The sequence below is a fragment of the Cobetia sp. 4B genome (assembly GCF_018831605.1).
Lineage (GTDB): Bacteria > Pseudomonadota > Gammaproteobacteria > Pseudomonadales > Halomonadaceae > Cobetia > Cobetia amphilecti.
In genome coordinates this window covers 2,442,204-2,458,220 of record NZ_CP059843.1, presented here as the reverse complement: position 1 = coordinate 2,458,220, position 16,017 = coordinate 2,442,204, and the positions used below count along the sequence as shown (strand labels likewise).

The 16,017-nt window shown below is 61.6% G+C and carries 16 protein-coding genes; 8 read left to right on the top strand and 8 right to left on the bottom strand.

The genetic code is table 11. The features are described from left to right. Positions 1 to 4: 4 nt before the first annotated feature. Positions 5 to 1,093, bottom strand: a complete 1,089-nt coding sequence (locus tag H2O77_RS10255) for an extracellular solute-binding protein (protein ID WP_225996643.1) — start codon at positions 1,091 to 1,093, stop codon at positions 5 to 7. A gap of 639 nt (positions 1,094 to 1,732) precedes the next feature. Here H2O77_RS10255 and H2O77_RS10250 point away from each other — a divergent pair. After that, on the top strand, positions 1,733 to 2,503 hold the full coding sequence (locus H2O77_RS10250; RefSeq protein ID WP_215822939.1) for a UTRA domain-containing protein: 771 nt from the start codon (positions 1,733 to 1,735) through the stop codon (positions 2,501 to 2,503). A 151-nt stretch (positions 2,504 to 2,654) separates the two neighbouring features. Here H2O77_RS10250 and H2O77_RS10245 read toward each other — a convergent pair whose 3' ends face one another. Further along, a complete protein-coding gene (locus H2O77_RS10245; RefSeq protein ID WP_215822938.1) occupies positions 2,655 to 3,212 on the bottom strand; it encodes an NYN domain-containing protein in 558 nt (185 codons plus the stop codon). Between the two features lie 205 nt (positions 3,213 to 3,417). Then, positions 3,418 to 3,606 (bottom strand): hypothetical protein, encoded by a 189-nt coding sequence (locus tag H2O77_RS10240; protein WP_084589604.1) that lies wholly within the window; start codon positions 3,604 to 3,606, stop codon positions 3,418 to 3,420. Positions 3,607 to 3,936: 330 nt separating this feature from the next. Between H2O77_RS10240 and H2O77_RS10235 the strand changes: the two genes are divergently transcribed. The 5 genes from H2O77_RS10235 to H2O77_RS10215 all read left to right on the top strand — a co-directional run bounded on the left by H2O77_RS10235 (position 3,937) and on the right by H2O77_RS10215 (position 8,640). Next, on the top strand, positions 3,937 to 5,022 hold the full coding sequence (locus H2O77_RS10235) for an NAD(P)-dependent alcohol dehydrogenase (RefSeq protein WP_215822937.1): 1,086 nt from the start codon (positions 3,937 to 3,939) through the stop codon (positions 5,020 to 5,022). Between the two features lie 148 nt (positions 5,023 to 5,170). Continuing rightward, positions 5,171 to 6,034 carry a PA4780 family RIO1-like protein kinase gene (locus H2O77_RS10230; RefSeq protein ID WP_215822936.1) on the top strand — a complete coding sequence of 288 codons (864 nt, stop codon included), beginning with the start codon at positions 5,171 to 5,173 and terminating at the stop codon, positions 6,032 to 6,034. A gap of 527 nt (positions 6,035 to 6,561) precedes the next feature. Next, positions 6,562 to 7,578, top strand: coding sequence for a substrate-binding domain-containing protein (locus H2O77_RS10225; RefSeq protein ID WP_215822935.1), 1,017 nt, complete (start codon positions 6,562 to 6,564; stop codon positions 7,576 to 7,578). Positions 7,579 to 7,863: 285 nt separating this feature from the next. Then, positions 7,864 to 8,277: an arsenate reductase ArsC gene (locus H2O77_RS10220; RefSeq protein ID WP_131432205.1), complete on the top strand. Its 414-nt coding sequence runs from the start codon at positions 7,864 to 7,866 to the stop codon at positions 8,275 to 8,277. Between the two features lie 27 nt (positions 8,278 to 8,304). Then, a complete protein-coding gene (locus H2O77_RS10215) occupies positions 8,305 to 8,640 on the top strand; it encodes a metalloregulator ArsR/SmtB family transcription factor (RefSeq protein ID WP_276315240.1) in 336 nt (111 codons plus the stop codon). Positions 8,641 to 8,729: 89 nt separating this feature from the next. On the opposite strand, the gene H2O77_RS10210 is transcribed toward H2O77_RS10215, so the two are convergent. The 4 genes from H2O77_RS10210 to H2O77_RS10195 all read right to left on the bottom strand — a co-directional run bounded on the left by H2O77_RS10210 (position 8,730) and on the right by H2O77_RS10195 (position 12,330). Then, positions 8,730 to 9,230, bottom strand: coding sequence for a DUF1456 family protein (locus tag H2O77_RS10210; protein WP_054557257.1), 501 nt, complete (start codon positions 9,228 to 9,230; stop codon positions 8,730 to 8,732). Between the two features lie 116 nt (positions 9,231 to 9,346). After that, positions 9,347 to 10,111, bottom strand: a complete 765-nt coding sequence (locus H2O77_RS10205) for a YiiX/YebB-like N1pC/P60 family cysteine hydrolase (RefSeq protein WP_215822933.1) — start codon at positions 10,109 to 10,111, stop codon at positions 9,347 to 9,349. Between the two features lie 87 nt (positions 10,112 to 10,198). After that, the gene (locus tag H2O77_RS10200; RefSeq protein WP_215822932.1) at positions 10,199 to 11,305 is read right to left on the bottom strand and encodes an endonuclease/exonuclease/phosphatase family protein; all 1,107 of its coding nucleotides are present in this window, start codon (positions 11,303 to 11,305) and stop codon (positions 10,199 to 10,201) included. A 95-nt stretch (positions 11,306 to 11,400) separates the two neighbouring features. Then, positions 11,401 to 12,330 carry a DMT family transporter gene (locus H2O77_RS10195; RefSeq protein ID WP_215822931.1) on the bottom strand — a complete coding sequence of 310 codons (930 nt, stop codon included), beginning with the start codon at positions 12,328 to 12,330 and terminating at the stop codon, positions 11,401 to 11,403. Between the two features lie 372 nt (positions 12,331 to 12,702). Here H2O77_RS10195 and H2O77_RS10190 point away from each other — a divergent pair, with 372 nt between their 5' ends. Continuing rightward, positions 12,703 to 13,569 (top strand): cation diffusion facilitator family transporter, encoded by an 867-nt coding sequence (locus H2O77_RS10190; RefSeq protein ID WP_225346721.1) that lies wholly within the window; start codon positions 12,703 to 12,705, stop codon positions 13,567 to 13,569. A gap of 232 nt (positions 13,570 to 13,801) precedes the next feature. Here H2O77_RS10190 and H2O77_RS10185 read toward each other — a convergent pair whose 3' ends face one another. Further along, positions 13,802 to 15,184, bottom strand: coding sequence for an NAD-dependent succinate-semialdehyde dehydrogenase (locus H2O77_RS10185; protein ID WP_215822929.1), 1,383 nt, complete (start codon positions 15,182 to 15,184; stop codon positions 13,802 to 13,804). A 362-nt stretch (positions 15,185 to 15,546) separates the two neighbouring features. Between H2O77_RS10185 and H2O77_RS10180 the strand changes: the two genes are divergently transcribed. Then, a complete protein-coding gene (locus H2O77_RS10180) occupies positions 15,547 to 15,987 on the top strand; it encodes a low molecular weight phosphotyrosine protein phosphatase (RefSeq protein ID WP_215822928.1) in 441 nt (146 codons plus the stop codon). Positions 15,988 to 16,017 lie beyond the last annotated feature (30 nt).

Sequence of the window (16,017 nt, the reverse complement as noted above, 5' to 3'; positions counted from 1 at the left end):
GGGATCACTGCTGGTGGATCAGTACCTGGGACTGCCACTGACGCGGCAGCTGCTTGGCACTGGCTTCCCAACCCGCGAAGTCCTGGACCGGACGTGCATTGGCGTACTGCTCGTTGGGCAGCAGCTTGGCGGCGATATCCTCGGGCAGGGTGAGGTGCTCGGCGCGGATGGGACGGGCATAGCCCTTGGCCAGATTCAGCTGACCGGCATCGGAGAGGATGTACTCACGGGCCAGCTTGGCGGCATTCGGGTGCGCGGCATGCTTGTTGATGATGGTGGCGTAGCCGGAGGTGACGGAGGCATCAGACGGAATGACGACCTCGAAGGTGTCGCGGTTGATCTGATCGCGATAGTTCAGGGCATTGAAGTCCCACAGCAGGGCGACTTCGACTTCGCCTTTCTCCAGGTTGGCGATGCTCGGCTCTGCCAGTGACAGACGGCCCTGGCGCGCCAGTTCCGCGAAGACTTCCAGGCCCGGTGTCAGGTCGGATTCCTTGCCGCCATTGGCGAAGGCGGCGGCCAGAATGGCGTTGTTGGCCTGGGAGGCCTTGCCCACGGCGCCGACGGACACCTTGTAGTCACCCTCGGCGAGATCGGCGAAGGAGGTCGGGCGCTCATCTTCGCTGACCAGTGTCTTGTTGATCATGAAGGAAATGGTGCCGGTGTAGCCCAGTACCCAGTGGCCATCCTTGTCTTTGGCCCACTCCGGGATCTGCTCCCAGGTCGTGGTCTTGTAGGCCTGGGTCACGCCTTGCTGCACCGCGATCGGACCGAAGGCGAAGCCCACGTCACCGATATCGGCGGTGGCGTTCTCACCCTCGGCCTTGAACTTGGCGACTTCCTCGGCGGAGCTCATGTCGGTATCGCTATGCGCGATGGAATACTTCGACTCGAGGTCAGCCCAGGTGTCCTTCCAGTTGGCCCAGCTGTCCGGCATGCCGACGCTATCGACACGGCCTTCGGACTGAGCGGCCTCGAGAAGGTCAGCCGGCATGTCGGCGGCACTGACGGAGGCACTGCCCAACAGGGCGGCCATGCAGGTGGAAACTAGCAGGCCGGTGGAGCGGGATGAGGTAGTGGCAATCGACTTCAAGGAGATTTCCCCAGTAGGTGATGAACAATCGCTGCGCTGAAGGTAAGGCGTGACGGGCATCAGGCACCCTGTCGACACGCTGAGAGCACGTCCGGGTGCTCAGGTCATTGCTCAGGCCAGTTCTCGGATCATTGACCAGACCAGTGCTCTGCCAAGTGCTCAGGCAAGTGTCGAGACAGCCGAGATGTGTGGTCTAGTTCAGTTCGAAAGGCACGATCGACTCTAGCGCTCGCCTGTGACAGTTGCGTGTCGTCAACATGTCGTTGTCATGGCATGGGGTGGCGGCTCTGCCTCTGCCTCCTTCATACCTTCTCCGCGCCTTCTTCGTGCCTTGCCGCGGGCTTCAGTCCTCGCTATCTTCCACAGCCATAGGCGTGCAAGGCATGAGCCAGCACGTGATGGCTGAGCTGGCGTGGCAGCCAGAGCTGCGCTGTCACCGAGTTGTCACGCCAATGCCACTATTCTCCTCATGCGTGTCTCGGCAAGCGTGTCTTGAAAAGTCGCTCTGAGCTTTGCGGGTCCTCTGAACTAGACCACAGAAATCGCTTCGCTCTGACCCTTTCCATCCTGGACGCCCTGGATGTCATGCAAGTGACTCGCCAGAAATTGCTGTCTTTCGTTATCTTTCAGGAACTTCGCATGCCTTCATCTTCGCTTGAGCCCCAGAGTGACGCCGCTTCATCGGCAACTCCTGACGCGGATGTCCCCGTGGCAGGGCTCAAGGGCAAGCTGCTGAACCATCTTGAGGCAGCGCCGCTACGCGCTTCACAGCGCCTGCCCTCCGAGCGCGAGATGATCGAACGCTTTGCCACGACGCGGGTCACCCTGCGCGACACCCTGCTGCAGCTGGAGGCGGAGGGGCGTATCTATCGCGAGAATCGGCGGGGCTGGTTCGTCTCGCCGCCACGACTGCGCTATGACTTGCTGGCGTGCCTGCCATTTCGCGACATGGTCGAGTCACAGCAGCGGGTGGCCAGCACCGAGGTACTGGCGGCAGGAGAAGTCGCTGCCAATGCGGTGATCGCGCGGCGACTGGGGATTGCGGAGGGCTCAGTGGTCTATCGCATCACTCGCGTGCGGCGTATCGACGGGCGGCGCGTGCTGCATGTCTGCCATCACCTGCGACGTGACTGCTTCCCGGGCATCCTCGATTTCGACCTCGCTGCCCACTCCCTGACCGACCTCTACCGGCACGAATACGCCATTCGTGTCAGTCGCGTCAGCTTCGAGCTGGCTTCCACGGTGTTCGACGCTGAGGCCGCCGCCGCGCTGAACGCCGCACAGGGCAGCCCCGCGCAGCGCATCACTCGCATCAACTTCGATCAGAATGGCCGCGCGGTGGACTGCGATGATGAACACTGGCGCCACGACGCCATCGAATTGACGTTGAGTGCCGCACCACAGAGCTAGTCGGCAAGTTCGCGGTAAAGCCTGAATGTCTGGCAGGCCGCTGGTAGCCCAGACGAAAACACCCGCACACCTCTCTGTCAGTAGAGGCCGTGCGGGTGTTTCTTGTGCGACGGGCAGGATTCGGGCGCGGTTGAGACCCGATCGATCGGTATCAGCGCATCAGCAGGCTTTCATCGACTTCGCGGAAGTGATGGGCGCTTTTCATCAGGGCGAGGGCGGTGAGGGCTTCGACGCCGTAGACGTGTGTCGTCACATCGTGGCGCGCCGCGACATGATCCAGCAGCAGGGCGAAGTCGCCATCGCCGGAGGCGAGGATGATTTCATCGACCTCGGGGGCGGCTTCCATCACGTCGATGGTGATGCCGACATCCCAGTCGCCCTTGGCCGAGCCGTCGCCGCGCTGGATGAAGGGCTTGAGTTTGACCTCAAAGCCTATCTCGCGCAGGCGCTGCTGGAATTGCTGCTGCTTGGGGTCGCCACGGTCGATCGCGTAGGCGTAGGCATGCTGGATCGAGCCGAGGCGCTCGAGCTCTGCCCACAGGCGACGATAATCGAACTGCCGGCCGAAGGTATCGCGGGTGGTGTAGTAGATGTTCTGCACATCAATGAAGACGGCCAGGCGTGTGCGTGCCCCATCCGCGTCGCGAGTGCCATGCACGCTGTGCTGGCGGGAGTCGAGGGAGCTGTCGCGCGAAGAGGATGCTGGCATGGGCGTCGCCGTGGCGGGAGGAGCAAGGGCAGGCAAGAGGTGATTTTCCTCTCCCCAGAAAGAAGCCGGCCGCTACCTGATGATGCAGGGCAGCGGCTGGAGGTCTAGCGATGAACAGCGCTCTCACCGGTCAGTGACTCGATGGCAGACGCCAGTTGAGCGAGGCGAGCAGCGCGTTCGGGCACCAAGGCTTGATGGGCAAGCCTCAGCTCTTGGCAGCAGGGTTTGACGGCTTGGTCGGCTTGACGCCAATGACCTGGCCGCTGACACCGGATTCAATCACATCCACCTTGCCACCACGGTCCAGGAAGGCCTGCATCTGAGCTTCAAGCGAGGCTGAGGTTTCGACAGCAGCCGGTGCTTTTTTCTTTGCAGCAGTACGAGTATTCGCCATGCGGGACTCCGTTCCAAGACGTGAGGGGTGAAGGTGCATGATAACACAGTGGCAACTTTGCTGCTTGATGGCGTCAATTTGGAATCAGAAGCCTGATGTTTTGCGTCGCTTTTCCTGGTGTCTGCAAGCCTCGCGCAGCTTGGTGGGTCGCTGTTGCGATATGACCAACACAGTGATGCAGGGCAGCCAAGCCATTGAAAAGTCGGGCTGTCGGCAAGATGTCAGTGGGCATGATCGCGACTGCCGCATGGCATGCGAATCCTTTTACGGGCGCTGAATCATCTTTGATGACCAGGCTGTCCGACGCTCAGCCAAGCAAGGAGAGACTCCATGACAAGCCCTTCCAACGGTGATTTTGACGGCCAGACACGCGCTTATGCCGTGGCGTCCGAAACGGCAGACCTGGCGCCCTGGAACTTCGAGCGTCGCCAGCCGCGCCCGGATGACGTGGCCATCGAGATTCTCTACTGCGGTGTCTGCCACTCGGATCTGCACGTCGGGCGCAATGACTGGGGCTTTTCCCAGTATCCGCTGGTGCCGGGGCACGAGATCGTGGGTCGGGTGACCCAGGTGGGCAATGACGTCAGTCAGTACAAGGTGGGCGACATGGTCGGCGTTGGCTGCATGGTGGATTCCTGCCGTGAATGCAGCGCCTGTCAGAAGGGACTCGAGCAATACTGCCTCGACGGCATGACCATGACCTACGGCAGCCCGGACCGTCACGACGGCAGCCTCACCCAGGGCGGCTATTCCGACAAGATCGTCGTCAGCGAACGCTTCGTGGTCTCCATCCCGGACAAGCTCGACCCGGCAGTGGCCGCGCCGCTGCTGTGCGCGGGTGTCACGACCTATTCGCCGCTGCGTCACTATGGCGTGAAGTCCGGTGACAAGGTCGGGGTGATCGGCATGGGCGGCCTGGGCCACATGGGCATCAAGTTCGCCAAGGCGATGGGCTGTGAAGTGACGCTCTTCACCCGCAGCGAGAGCAAGGTCGAGGAAGCGCGCGAGAATGGCGTCGATCATGTGATCGTCTCGACGGATGACGAGCAGATGACAGCCGCCACCGAAACCTTCGACTTCCTGCTCGACACGGTGCCGGTGCCGCATGATCTCAACCCCTACCTCAATACCCTGAAGTACGATGGCACGCATATCCTCGTCGGCCTGGTGCAGGAAGTGGACCCCGCGCTGCAGGGCGGCAACCTGGTCATGAAGCGCCGTGTACTGGCGGGCTCGTTGATCGGTGGCATGCCGGAGACCCAGGAAGTGCTCGACTACTGCGCCGAGCACGACATTGGCTGCGATATCGAGATGATCGACATCGACACTATCAATGATGCCTGGAAGCGCATGCAGGAAGGCAAGGTCAAGTATCGTTTCGTGATTGACATGCAGAGCCTCAAGAACGCCCAATAAGCGCTGGCGCTGCTGCCGATCAGGCAGTCTGTCAGTGAATGCTGAAACCCCCGCCAATGACGCATTGGCGGGGGTTTTGTCGTAAGGTATGTCACAAAATTGCTACAGGGTGATTCCCGATGTATCGCAAAACGCGTATAAGAACGCGATGAAAACGCCAAAGAGAATCCAGCCGCTCATAGATGACGGTCTGGTCGATGAAGTGCTCCGCCCCTTGATGAGTGGCAAGGAAGCCTCGGTTTATGTCGTGCGCTGCGGAGAAGAGATTCGCTGTGCCAAGGTCTACAAGGATGCTGCCCAGCGCAGCTTCAAGCAGGCTGTGCTGTATCAGGAAGGCCGCAAGGTGCGTAACAGTCGCCGTCAACGGGCGATGGAGAAGGGCTCCGGCTTCGGACGCAACCAGCAGGAAGCCGCCTGGCAGAATGCCGAGGTCGATGCGCTGTATCGTCTGGCCGATGCCGGTGTACGCGTGCCGCAGCCGTTCGGCTGCTTCGATGGCGTGCTGCTGATGGAGCTGGTCACCGATGACGACGGCAATGTGGCGCCGCGCCTGAATGATGTCTCGATGTCCGCCGAGCAGGCGCGGGAAGACCATGCGCTGATGATGCAGTACATCGTGCGCATGCTGCATGCCGGCCTGGTGCATGGTGACCTGTCCGAGTTCAACGTGCTGGTCGATGACTATGGCCCGGTGATCATTGATCTGCCGCAGGCGGTCGATGCCGCGGCCAACAACAATGCCAAGAGCATGTTGGCGCGTGATGTCGCCAATATCACCGCCTACTACGCGATGTTCGCGCCTGAATTGGCACAGACACGCTACGCCGACGAGATCTGGGCATTGTTCGAGGCCGGTGTTATGGACCCGGATGTCGAGCTGACAGGCCTTTATGAGGACGACGCCGAAGCGCCGGATGTGGATGCGCTGCTCGAGAACATCATGGCGGCCATGGAAGAAGAGCAGGAGCGCAAGGCGCGCCAGAAGAGTGCCGAAGAGGGCGATGATGACTAGCAGGAACCTTTAGCTGCTAACTGCTGGCCGCTAGCCGCTTGCCAGGACTCGGGCTCCCGCCAGGAGCGTTGAGGAGGGGCTCGCCAGTGGCAAGCGAGTGATGCCCTGTCACGCACGCTGCCGTGTCGATGGCCTGATCTTCCCACGAGTGACTGGGGAGGTCAGGCCATTTCTGTTGGGGCCTTGTCTCGGGCGAAGGTAAAGCAGAGAGGCGAAAGGGGAAGGGGAAGGGATATAGGAAGGGATATAGGAAGGGATATAGGAAGGGATAGAGAGGCACGGCAGCCCGCGGCAGGATCCTCAGCGGAGATGTCACGCGACTGCAATAAAATGATGCTCATATATGCCTATGCGTATTTATCGACATGCCTGTCATCGAGATACGTGTTCAGCATGCCGAGGGTGATTTTCATCACTGGCATGTGGCGATTGGCGAGGTGTCGCGCCAATCGGGTTAGCGGAGTCGTGAGGGATTCCGCCACCAAATATATGCTTATTCATATAAATCAATGCATCGGAGCACCGCAATGAATCGCCCTCTCAAGCAGCTCGCTTTCGTGATCGCCTCTGCGGCTATCGTGTCCAGTGCACAAGCACGTGACCAGGTTCGCATCGTCGGTTCCAGCACCGTCTATCCCTTCTCGAGCTATGTGGCGGAAGAGTTCGGTGTCACCACGGATCATCCCACTCCGGTCATCGAGGCCACGGGTTCCGGTGGCGGCATGAAGCTCTTCTGTGAAGGTGCCGGCAGCAACACCCCGGATATCACCAACGCCTCGCGCCGCATGAAGGCCTCCGAATTCGAGCGCTGTCAGGAAAATGGCGTGACCGACATCACCGAAGCCTTCATCGGTTATGACGGCATCGCCTTCGCGCAGTCCAACACCAACGATCCTGCCGCCTTCACGCTGGAGCAGATCGCGCTGGCGGTTGTAGCCCAGGTGCCGGTCGATGGCAAGCTGGTGGCCAACCCCTATACCCACTGGAACCAGATCGATTCCAGCCTGCCGGACCGCAAGATCACCATCTATGGGCCGCCCAGCACTTCCGGGACACGCGATTCCTTTGAAGAGCTGGTGCTGGAAGCGGCTACCGAAGAGATGGACGGCTATGGTGGCGAAGGCTACTCCAAGGTGCGCAACGATGGCGTCTTCGTGCCGGCCGGTGAGAACGACAACCTGATCGTGCAGAAGCTGTCGGAAGACACCGAGGCCTTCGGCGTCTTCGGTTATTCCTTCCTCGAGGAGAACGAAGACTCGCTGAGCGGCGCGTCCATCGACGGCATCGCCCCGTCTCCCGAGGCCATCTCGGAAGAGACCTACCCGGTCGCACGTACCATGTTCTTCTACATCAAGAATCAGCACGCGGAAGAAGCGCCGGTCATGTATGACTACGCGGACCTGTTCATGAGCGAGAAGATGGTCGGCAACCTGGGCTACCTGAAAGGCATCGGCCTGATTCCGGCGCACGAAGAAGCGCGCAAGGCGGCGCGTCAAGCCGTCGCCGACAGGAAGACCCTGACGCTTTCGGACCTGCAGGGCTGATGACGTGAGCCACGCGGTGCGGCGGTCGAGCGCATCGTGAACGCAGCGAGTGGCAATCTTCGCGGGCTGGCGTGGTGTGCCTGGCAGTTGCCGGTAACTGCGCCGGCCCGTTCGCGTCTGTTGCAGGCTCTGTTGCAGGTGTTGTTACAGGGTTTGTTGCAGAAAGTGATCTGAAGCTGGGGCGCCGAGGCCTGAAAGGCTACTGACATCAGTTTGTTATACAAGCGCGGTACTTCTGATATGCGACCCTATGGTAAGGTAAAATTGCAGCTCTGGAGATGAGTCATGTCCAAACAGCGAGTGCTTTTTCTGTGCAATGCCAATTCTGCCCGCTCCCTGATGGGGGAGGCATTGCTGCGCAACATGGCGGGGGACGAGTTTGACGCCTTCAGTGCCGGTGTCGCGCCTGATGCCCCGCAACAGCATGCGTTGGACGCTCTGGCGCGCGCCGGGGTGGATAATTCAGGTCTGGCGAGCGAGTCGATCGATCGCTACCGCTCTCAGTCCTTCGATGCCGTCATCGTGCTGTGTCAGAAGGCGCAGCAGCAGTGTCGCCAGTGGGATGGCCAGACCGATGAGCTGTTGTTCTGGGATATCGAAGATCCGCGCAATGAGGATACTGCGGTGTCCTATGGGCGCGCCTTGAACGAAATTCGCACGCGCTTGCAGCTGTGGTTGGCGGCACGCTCACATCATTGAATCAGGTGGAATTCTGCATTGTCTCTTCTGACCCCGACACGTCTTTTCAAATGCCTCAGCGACGATACACGCCTTGTGCTGATGTTGCTTGTCCATGCAGAAGGCGAGCTTTGCGTATGCGAGATGACCTACGTGTTGCAGGAGTCGCAGCCCAAGGTATCGCGCCATCTGGCCCAGTTGCGCAATTGCGGTCTGCTGCTGGACCGCCGCCAGGGGCAATGGGTCTACTACCGCCTGATGCCTGACCTGCCGTCCTGGGTATTGCCGGCGCTGGTCGCGGCTGCGGAAGGGAGTCAGCACCGCATGGCACCGTTGCTGGCGCGCCTGGCCACCATGGAAGGGCGCCCCAACCGCGAATGCTGAGCCGCTGTTGGTACCGCCATTGCCGTCATGCAACAACGCCGCCCCGGATTCCGGGGCGGCGTTGTTGTTGAGAGCACATCAGGGGCTGATCAGACCGGATCGACGGCGTGCTGCTCGGTCTCGGGGTCATGGCGACGATGGCGCAGTTCGATGCCCTTGAGCAGGTTGCGCAGGATCTGGTCCTTGCACTCGCGGTAGTGGCGATGATCGGGCTTGCGGAAGAAGGCAGACAGCTCGGACTTGGTGATCAGCTCGAAACCGGCCAGTGCCAGCAGCTCGAGCATGTCGTCATCCTTGAGCTCGAAGGCGATCTTGAGCTTGCGCAGAATCACGTTGTTGTCGAGACGCTTTTCAGGCGCTGGCTGGGCGCCTTCGCGCTTGCCGCGACGCACGTTGATCAGGCCATTGAGGAACCTGGCCAGGTCGATGTCCTTGATGCGCTGCTGAGCTTCATCATCATCGCGCTTGAGCCAATCGCTGATCTGGGCGCGTGAGACCTCGTGGTCCGCGGCAGCGAAGGTGTTGATCATGTCGGTGTCGGAGAGATTCAGCGCGTAGCGCAGGCGACGGATGATGTCGTTATTGGTCACGGGCGTGGTTCCGGTCGTGAAGAGTGTCAAAGGGCGGCAGGCGGCGCAGTCGGCACAGCAGAACTGATGCACAAGCGCTGGCCAGCAAGGCCGCGGATGGCGCGCAGCATACCAGATCAGGCGGGCGGTTCGCTCCACTGCAGGCGATGGGGATCGAATCCGGCGCACAGGGTCGGCTTGATGATGTCGAAGTAGGGCGAGATATCGAAGTCGCAGGGCGCAAACAGGCTGTGATGGCGGATATGCAGCAACTCCTCATAGCAGTGCAGGCATGCCGGGTCGCTGGAGGGCAGGACGTCACTGTCTGGCAGGATGGGATAGCGCACGGCCTGGAAGGCCTCGGCGATCAGCGATGAGCAGATCGCACGGGTCGGGTCGCCGCTGCCCAGTGCCAGCATGCGGCGTCGATAGCGGCTTGGCACCGGTGGCGTGCGAATCAGATAGCGAGCCAGATCGACGATGTTGCGCAGGTCATATTGATGGCCCAGGCGTGCCTCGGCATGGGCGATCAACGCGCTGATCTCCTCCTCCGTGAGTCCGACCGGGCGGCAGATACGCGTGTGCTGATGCCAGTAATGGTTGAGGGGGACGCGGCGCACCCCAGCGGTGACGTCCGCTTCCAGCAGGCAGTCGCCCCTGACCGGACGCCCTCTGCTGTCCAGCGGCGTGCGCACGCAGAGCGCGGCGTGAGACCAGGTCGACTGGGTGAGGTAGCGAATGGCGGTGCTGATACGCGAGGAGCCCTCGACCAGCAGGACATCGCCGCGCCGCAGGGTGGCAGCCAGCTTTTCCGGTGATGAGGTGGCGCGATGCGCCGGCAGCTTGCCCGGCGCCGTGAGATGACGCGCCATCCGCGTGCCCAGCCAGTCGAGTCCTCGCATGCCTGCCTCCCGTATGGCTCAACCCTCATCAGCCAGTCTGGGACCTTTTGGAGAATTCAGCCAAACGCCACCTCAGTCGTGTCGCGCTCAGCGACCCGGTTTCGGCACGTCCTGCTGGCTGACATTCTCGTCACTGGCGGTCTCGCTGGCCTCGGCCTGGTCGTCGGCGTCCGGCTCCGGGGCATCGAGTGTCTCGCCGGTGTCCTGGGCGGGCGTCAGCGCCAGTTCGGTGAGCAGCGGGAAGTGATCGGAGCCGAAGGCTTCCATGCGCGCCACGCGCACCACACTGAAATGCTCGCTATGGAAGAGGTGATCCAGCGGCCAGCGCAGCAGGGGAATGTTGGCGTGAAAGGTATTGAACATGCCGCGGCCGACGCGGGGGTCCAGCAGGCCGGACAGCTTGCGGAACAGGCGCGTGGTGCGAGACCAGGCCACGTCGTTGAGGTCGCCGGTCACGATCACCGGTTGCTGGCTGTCGGCGACGCTCCGCGCCACGATGATCAGCTCGGCATCCCGCTCGGATGACTCGTCATTCTCGGTCGGGCTGGGCGGCGCCGGGTGCAGGAAGTGCACCCGCACGCGGTCACCGCTGGCCAGCTCCAGTTGCGCATGCATCGACGGCACATCCTCTTCGACCAGGTAGTCGATGCTGGCGTCATGCAGTGGCAGGCGTGAATAGACATGCATGCCATAGAGGTTGTCCAGCGGGCATTTGAGGGTGTGGGTATAGCCGTATTGCTCGCTATCCGCCTCGAGCACGTCGAGCCGCTGCTGCCACCAGTCATCGGATTCCAGCGTCACCAGCACGTCGGGCTGTTCGCGTTCGACGATGGCCAGCAACTTGTCACTGTCGTGGTTGCTGGTCAGGACGTTGGCGTTGAGGATACGGATCTGGCGCTGCCGGTCGTGCTGTCTGGTGCGCGCGGACTCGCAGGGAAAGAGGCGGGTATAGGGCACGATCCAGTGTGCCTGATAGACAAGCCCGGCCACGGCGATCACGGCCAGTGACACCCTGAGCCCGAAGGAGAGCTCGGACACCGCGAGGTCGGCGATCAACAGCATCGCCCACAAGGCGGCCAGCTGCAGACGGGGGAAGTCCATGATGCGCACCGACCAATGGCGAATACGCGTCAGTGGCAGCAGGGTGAAGGCTGCCATCAGCAGCGTCAGTACGCCGAGTAGTGTGGGGATCATGGTGGCTCCGGTGGCAGAGAATGGGGCGGGAAGTCGAACGCTCAAGCGTCAGACATGGTGGCGACATGCCTGACACTCAAGTCAGGACGCTTTTCTCACGAGGCAGCCCGCCGCTGACGCCACAGGCGTGAGATCCATTGCCAGCGATTGATCAACAGGGCGGTGAAGATGAGGCCGCAGCCGGTCATCTGGATCAGGGTCATGCGCTCACCGAACCAGGCAGCCGACATCAGGGCGGCCCAGACCGCTTCCAGCATCAGGATGACCGAGGCGTGACTGGGGGTGGTCAGGCCCTGTGCGTAGATCTGCAGGAAGAAGCGCAGGGTGCTGGCGATCAGGGTACTGGCCAGGAACCAGCTCAGGATGTCGAGACTGATGCCGGCGGGCCAGCTCTCGCTGAGCGCCGAGAGTATCAGGCAGGTGACGCCGGTGGTCATCAGCTGGATGGCCGTCAGCGGCAGGGCCGGGATATTGCGCACCAGGCGTGAATTGAAGTTGAACACCAGTGCGAACAGGCAGGCGGCGCCGAAGATGAGCCATTGAGCGGGCTCGATGGTGAAGCCATCGGTCGCGCCGGGCTGGCCCATGCCGAGCAGGGCGAAGCCGAGCAGGGCGGTGGGTAGTGCGATCCAGGTGCTCAGCGGCGGTCTGTCCTTGAACAGCAGTCGTGCGAGTACCGGCACCATCAGGATGCCGAAGCTGTTGATGAAGGCGATCACGCCCAGCTGATCAGACAGTGCGACCCCCAGTGACCAGCAGGCCATGGCGCCCCCGAACAGGACACCGACGCCGCTGGCGCGCAGCTTGCGCGCGGTGGACAGCTGGCCCAGTGAGCGCGCATCGAAGATGGCCAGAATGAGCCCCGCAAGCAGGAAGCGACTGCCGATGAACAGCAGAGGGGGCATGCCAGCCATCGCCTCCTTGGAGAATATCCAGCCGGCGGCGGCGATGATGGTGACCAGCAGGAGCAGCAGATCGGCCTTGAAAGGCGAGCGGGAGGGGGTCGTCTCGGAGGAGAGGCTCATGGGGAGGGCGGGAATCCTTTATTCGTTGCTTCGCAAGTGATAACTATCCTATCAAGCTGGCGCAGTGGCTGCTGGCCTTTATCGGAACGCGAAAATCCGCCAATGCGTCTTGAAAGCCGCGCGACTTTCGATGTTACGCTGCGCATCATGCAGACACGTTTCTTTTTTCATTAGATGGCCGGAGGTTGAATGGCATCGACACCGCAAGATGAGGTTCGCGAACCCTCGCATGAGCCTTCCGGGCAGCACGCTCACGATCATTCCCATGGCTCCGCCCCTTCAGGCGGGCACTCGCATGGCCATTCACACGGTCATTCACACGGCCACTCACATGATCATTCACACGGCCACCACCATGATCATGCGCCTGAGGTGACCGCCGACAGCGAGCGACGCGTCAAGCTGGCCATGTATCTGACGGGCGGCTTCATGCTGGCGGAGGTGGTCGGCGGGCTGGTCGCGGGCTCACTGGCCCTCTTGGCGGATGCCGGGCACATGCTCAGTGATACCGTGTCGCTGGCATTGGCCTGGGGCGCGTTTCGCCTCGGGCATCGGGCGGCGACCCGCAAACTGACCTTCGGCTATGCGCGCTTTCAGGTGCTGGCAGCGTTCGTCAATGGCCTGACCCTGCTGGTGATCGGGGCGGCGATCGTGGTGGCCGCCATCAAGCGGCTCTGGCTGCCCTCCGAAGTACTCGCGGGGCCGATGCTGGCGATCGCCGTGCTCGGACTTGTCGTCAATATCGCGGCATTTCGTATCCTGCATCAGGGCGATCAGGACAACCTCAATCTGCGCGGCGCGGTATTGCACGTGATGGGGGACCTGCTCGGCTCGGTGGCGGCCATCGTCGCCTCGCTGATCATCATGACCACCGGCTGGAATCAGGCGGACCCGCTGTTGTCAGTACTCGCGGCGGTGCTGATATTGCGCGGTGCCTGGTCATTGGTGAAGCGGTCGGCGCACACCTTGCTGGAAGGCACGCCTGAGCAGCTCGATCACGCCGATATCCAGGCGGGTGTCCTGGCGCTTGAGGGTGTGGAGAGCGTACATGACCTGCATCTGTGGGGGCTGACGCCTCAGTCGCCGATTGCCAGTCTGCATGTCGTCGTGGCCGCCACCAGCGTGCCCGGCGATGTGCTGGAGCGTGTTCAGGCCTATCTGCGCGACGGCCATGACATCTCGCACGTCACGGTTCAGTTGGAAGGCGAGGCATGCCTGCAGGGCTGCGTGACGCGCTGATGTGATGAGTGCGATCAGCGCGCCGGCTGGTTGAGGGAGGGGGATCTCGCAAGGGCAAGCATGCGAATCTCTGACGAACAACGCCCCGCTGAAAAGCGGGGCGTTGTTCGTTGCAGCGAAGGGACTGGAGTGAATCATCCGCTGCAGTCTCTTCAGCTCTTCAGGGTCGCTGACGTCACGTTACGCCTATACGTGCAACAAGTCTGTGCTCAGCGACTCAGTGCTCAGCGACTCAGTGTTCAGCGACATAGACGGTGCGGATGTTCATGAAGGCACCGAAGCCATACTCGCTCTGCTCACGACCATAGCCACTGCCTTTGACACCACCGAAGGGCAGCTTGGCGAAGGGCGTGGTCGGACGGTTGACGAAGCTCATTCCAGCTTGCAGCTGACGAGAGACGCGTTCACCCCGTTCGTCGTCCTTGGCCACTACGGTGCTGCCCAGGCCATAGGGGCAGTCGTTGGCAAGCTCGATGGCATGCGCTTCGTTGTCGGCGACCACCACGGAGGCGACCGGACCGAACAGTTCTTCATTGAAGGCCGGATTGCCCTGGGTGACATTGGTCAGCACCGTCGGCGGATACCAGGCACCGTCGCGATCCGGAATCTCACCACCGCACTCAAGCTTGGCACCTGCCTTGATGGCGCGCTGGACCTGGTCATGCAGGTCATCGCGCAGGTCCTTGCGAGACATCGGGCCGATATCGACCCCTTCGCTCATCGGGTCGTCCATGCGCATGTCCTTGACCTTCTCGATCAGGCGCTTGGTGAAGTCCTCGGCGAGGGACTTGTCGACGATCAGGCGCTTGGACGCGGCGCAGCTCTGGCCGGTATTGTCGAAACGCCCGGCGATGGCGAGATCCACCGCACGCTCGATGTCGGCGTCATCCAGCACGATTAGCGGATCGATACCACCCAGCTCCAGCACGCTTGGCTTGAGCGCCGCGCCTGCCTGCTCGGCGACCTTGCGACCCGCCTCTTCACTGCCGGTCAGGGTGACGCCCTGCACGACAGGGTCATTGATGATGTCTTCGATCATCTCCGAGCCCACCGGCAACCAGGTGAAGATACCCTCTTCAAAGTCGGCCTTGTGGAACAGCTGAGTGATCAGATCGGCACAGCCCGGGACATTGGAGGCGTGCTTCATCAGGCAGACATTGCCGCCCGCCAGGGCCGGAGCCGCGAAACGGATGACCTGATAGAGCGGGTAGTTCCACGGCATCACGCCGAGGACGGCGCCGATGGGGTCCTTGACGATCTTGGCACGCACGGCGCCGTCGACATCACGCTGCTCGGTTTCCATCAGCTCGGGCAGGTTGTCGGCATAGAAGCGCGCGATGCTTGAAGAAATCTGCGTCTCGCTGATGCCCTGATCATAGGGCTTGCCCATCTCATGGGCGATCTGCGTGGCGATTTCATTCTGATGCTCATCGATCAGGTCCGCCAGAACGGTGAGGCGCTGCGCACGATCCTGCACGGTGGTCTGGCTGAAGCTCGAGTACGCCTTGCGCGTCTGCTCCAGTGTCTGCTGAACCTCTTCCTTGCTCAGCGTGGCGTATTCCTTGAGAACCTTGTCATTGGCCGGATTGGACGCGGTCAGTGTGTTGTTGCTCATCTTGCCTCCCTGGTGGGTGCTGGTTCAGCAAGTGACTGAATGGGGATCGCGAGGGATCGAGATCGGCCCTTGAGCCAGTCACTTCATTGGCTACACATCAGGACTTGGCGATATTGCCTGAGGTCTTCAAGGGGTAGGGGGCTATTGCGTCGGGTCACCTCAGTGTTGCCATATGAGCACGCTGCTGGCCCTTGAAAAGCCACAGGTGTCATCAGTGCTCGATCGCGAAGCGGTCAAATGTGAACCTGCCGAACAGGCTGCCAGCATGCGACAATGGGCGTCTGACGTCCGTGCGGGGCCAAGCTTGCCGCGCGCCGGGCCATCAACATGAGTGCAAGCGTCACAAGGAAGAGGAAGTCAGCGTGTTCAACAATATTCTGGTGGTGTGTACCGGCAATATCTGTCGCAGTCCGGTCGGCGAGTCACTGCTGAAGCAGGCGTTGCCTGGCAAGACAGTGCACTCGGCGGGCGTGGGCGCACTGGTCGATCACCCGGTCGAGCCCACGGCAGCACGCTTCGCCGTCGAGTCAGGGCTCGAGGTAGATGAGCATCGAGCGCGCCAGGTGTCGGTCGAGATGCTGACGGCTGCAGACCTGATTCTGGTCATGAGCGATGGCCACCGCCGCGCCATCAATCAGATGGCGCCGCAGGTCAGTGGCAAGACGATGCTGTTCGGCCGCTGGCTGGCGGGCGGCCAGGGGGAAGAGATCCCTGATCCCTATCGCAAGAGCGAAGAGGCCTTCCGCCATGCGCACCAGAAGCTGGTGGAAGCGGCTGCGCTGTGGGCAAAGAAACTGATGTAACCGATATCTAGCATTTGACTAAGTTTTAAC

What these genes read in the sequence shown, in the direction of transcription:
- H2O77_RS10225 (WP_215822935.1), top strand. Translation starts at nt 6,562, where the DNA reads ATGAATCGCCCTCTCAAGCAGCTCGCTTTCGTGATCGCCTCTGCGGCT.
- H2O77_RS10245 (WP_215822938.1), bottom strand. Translation starts at nt 3,212, where the DNA reads ATGCCAGCATCCTCTTCGCGCGACAGCTCCCTCGACTCCCGCCAGCAC.
- H2O77_RS10205 (WP_215822933.1), bottom strand. Translation starts at nt 10,111, where the DNA reads ATGCGAGGACTCGACTGGCTGGGCACGCGGATGGCGCGTCATCTCACG.
- H2O77_RS10235 (WP_215822937.1), top strand. Translation starts at nt 3,937, where the DNA reads ATGACAAGCCCTTCCAACGGTGATTTTGACGGCCAGACACGCGCTTAT.
- H2O77_RS10220 (WP_131432205.1), top strand. Translation starts at nt 7,864, where the DNA reads ATGTCCAAACAGCGAGTGCTTTTTCTGTGCAATGCCAATTCTGCCCGC.
- H2O77_RS10195 (WP_215822931.1), bottom strand. Translation starts at nt 12,330, where the DNA reads ATGAGCCTCTCCTCCGAGACGACCCCCTCCCGCTCGCCTTTCAAGGCC.
- H2O77_RS10185 (WP_215822929.1), bottom strand. Translation starts at nt 15,184, where the DNA reads ATGAGCAACAACACACTGACCGCGTCCAATCCGGCCAATGACAAGGTT.
- H2O77_RS10230 (WP_215822936.1), top strand. Translation starts at nt 5,171, where the DNA reads ATGAAAACGCCAAAGAGAATCCAGCCGCTCATAGATGACGGTCTGGTC.
- H2O77_RS10250 (WP_215822939.1), top strand. Translation starts at nt 1,733, where the DNA reads ATGCCTTCATCTTCGCTTGAGCCCCAGAGTGACGCCGCTTCATCGGCA.
- H2O77_RS10200 (WP_215822932.1), bottom strand. Translation starts at nt 11,305, where the DNA reads ATGATCCCCACACTACTCGGCGTACTGACGCTGCTGATGGCAGCCTTC.
- H2O77_RS10240 (WP_084589604.1), bottom strand. Translation starts at nt 3,606, where the DNA reads ATGGCGAATACTCGTACTGCTGCAAAGAAAAAAGCACCGGCTGCTGTC.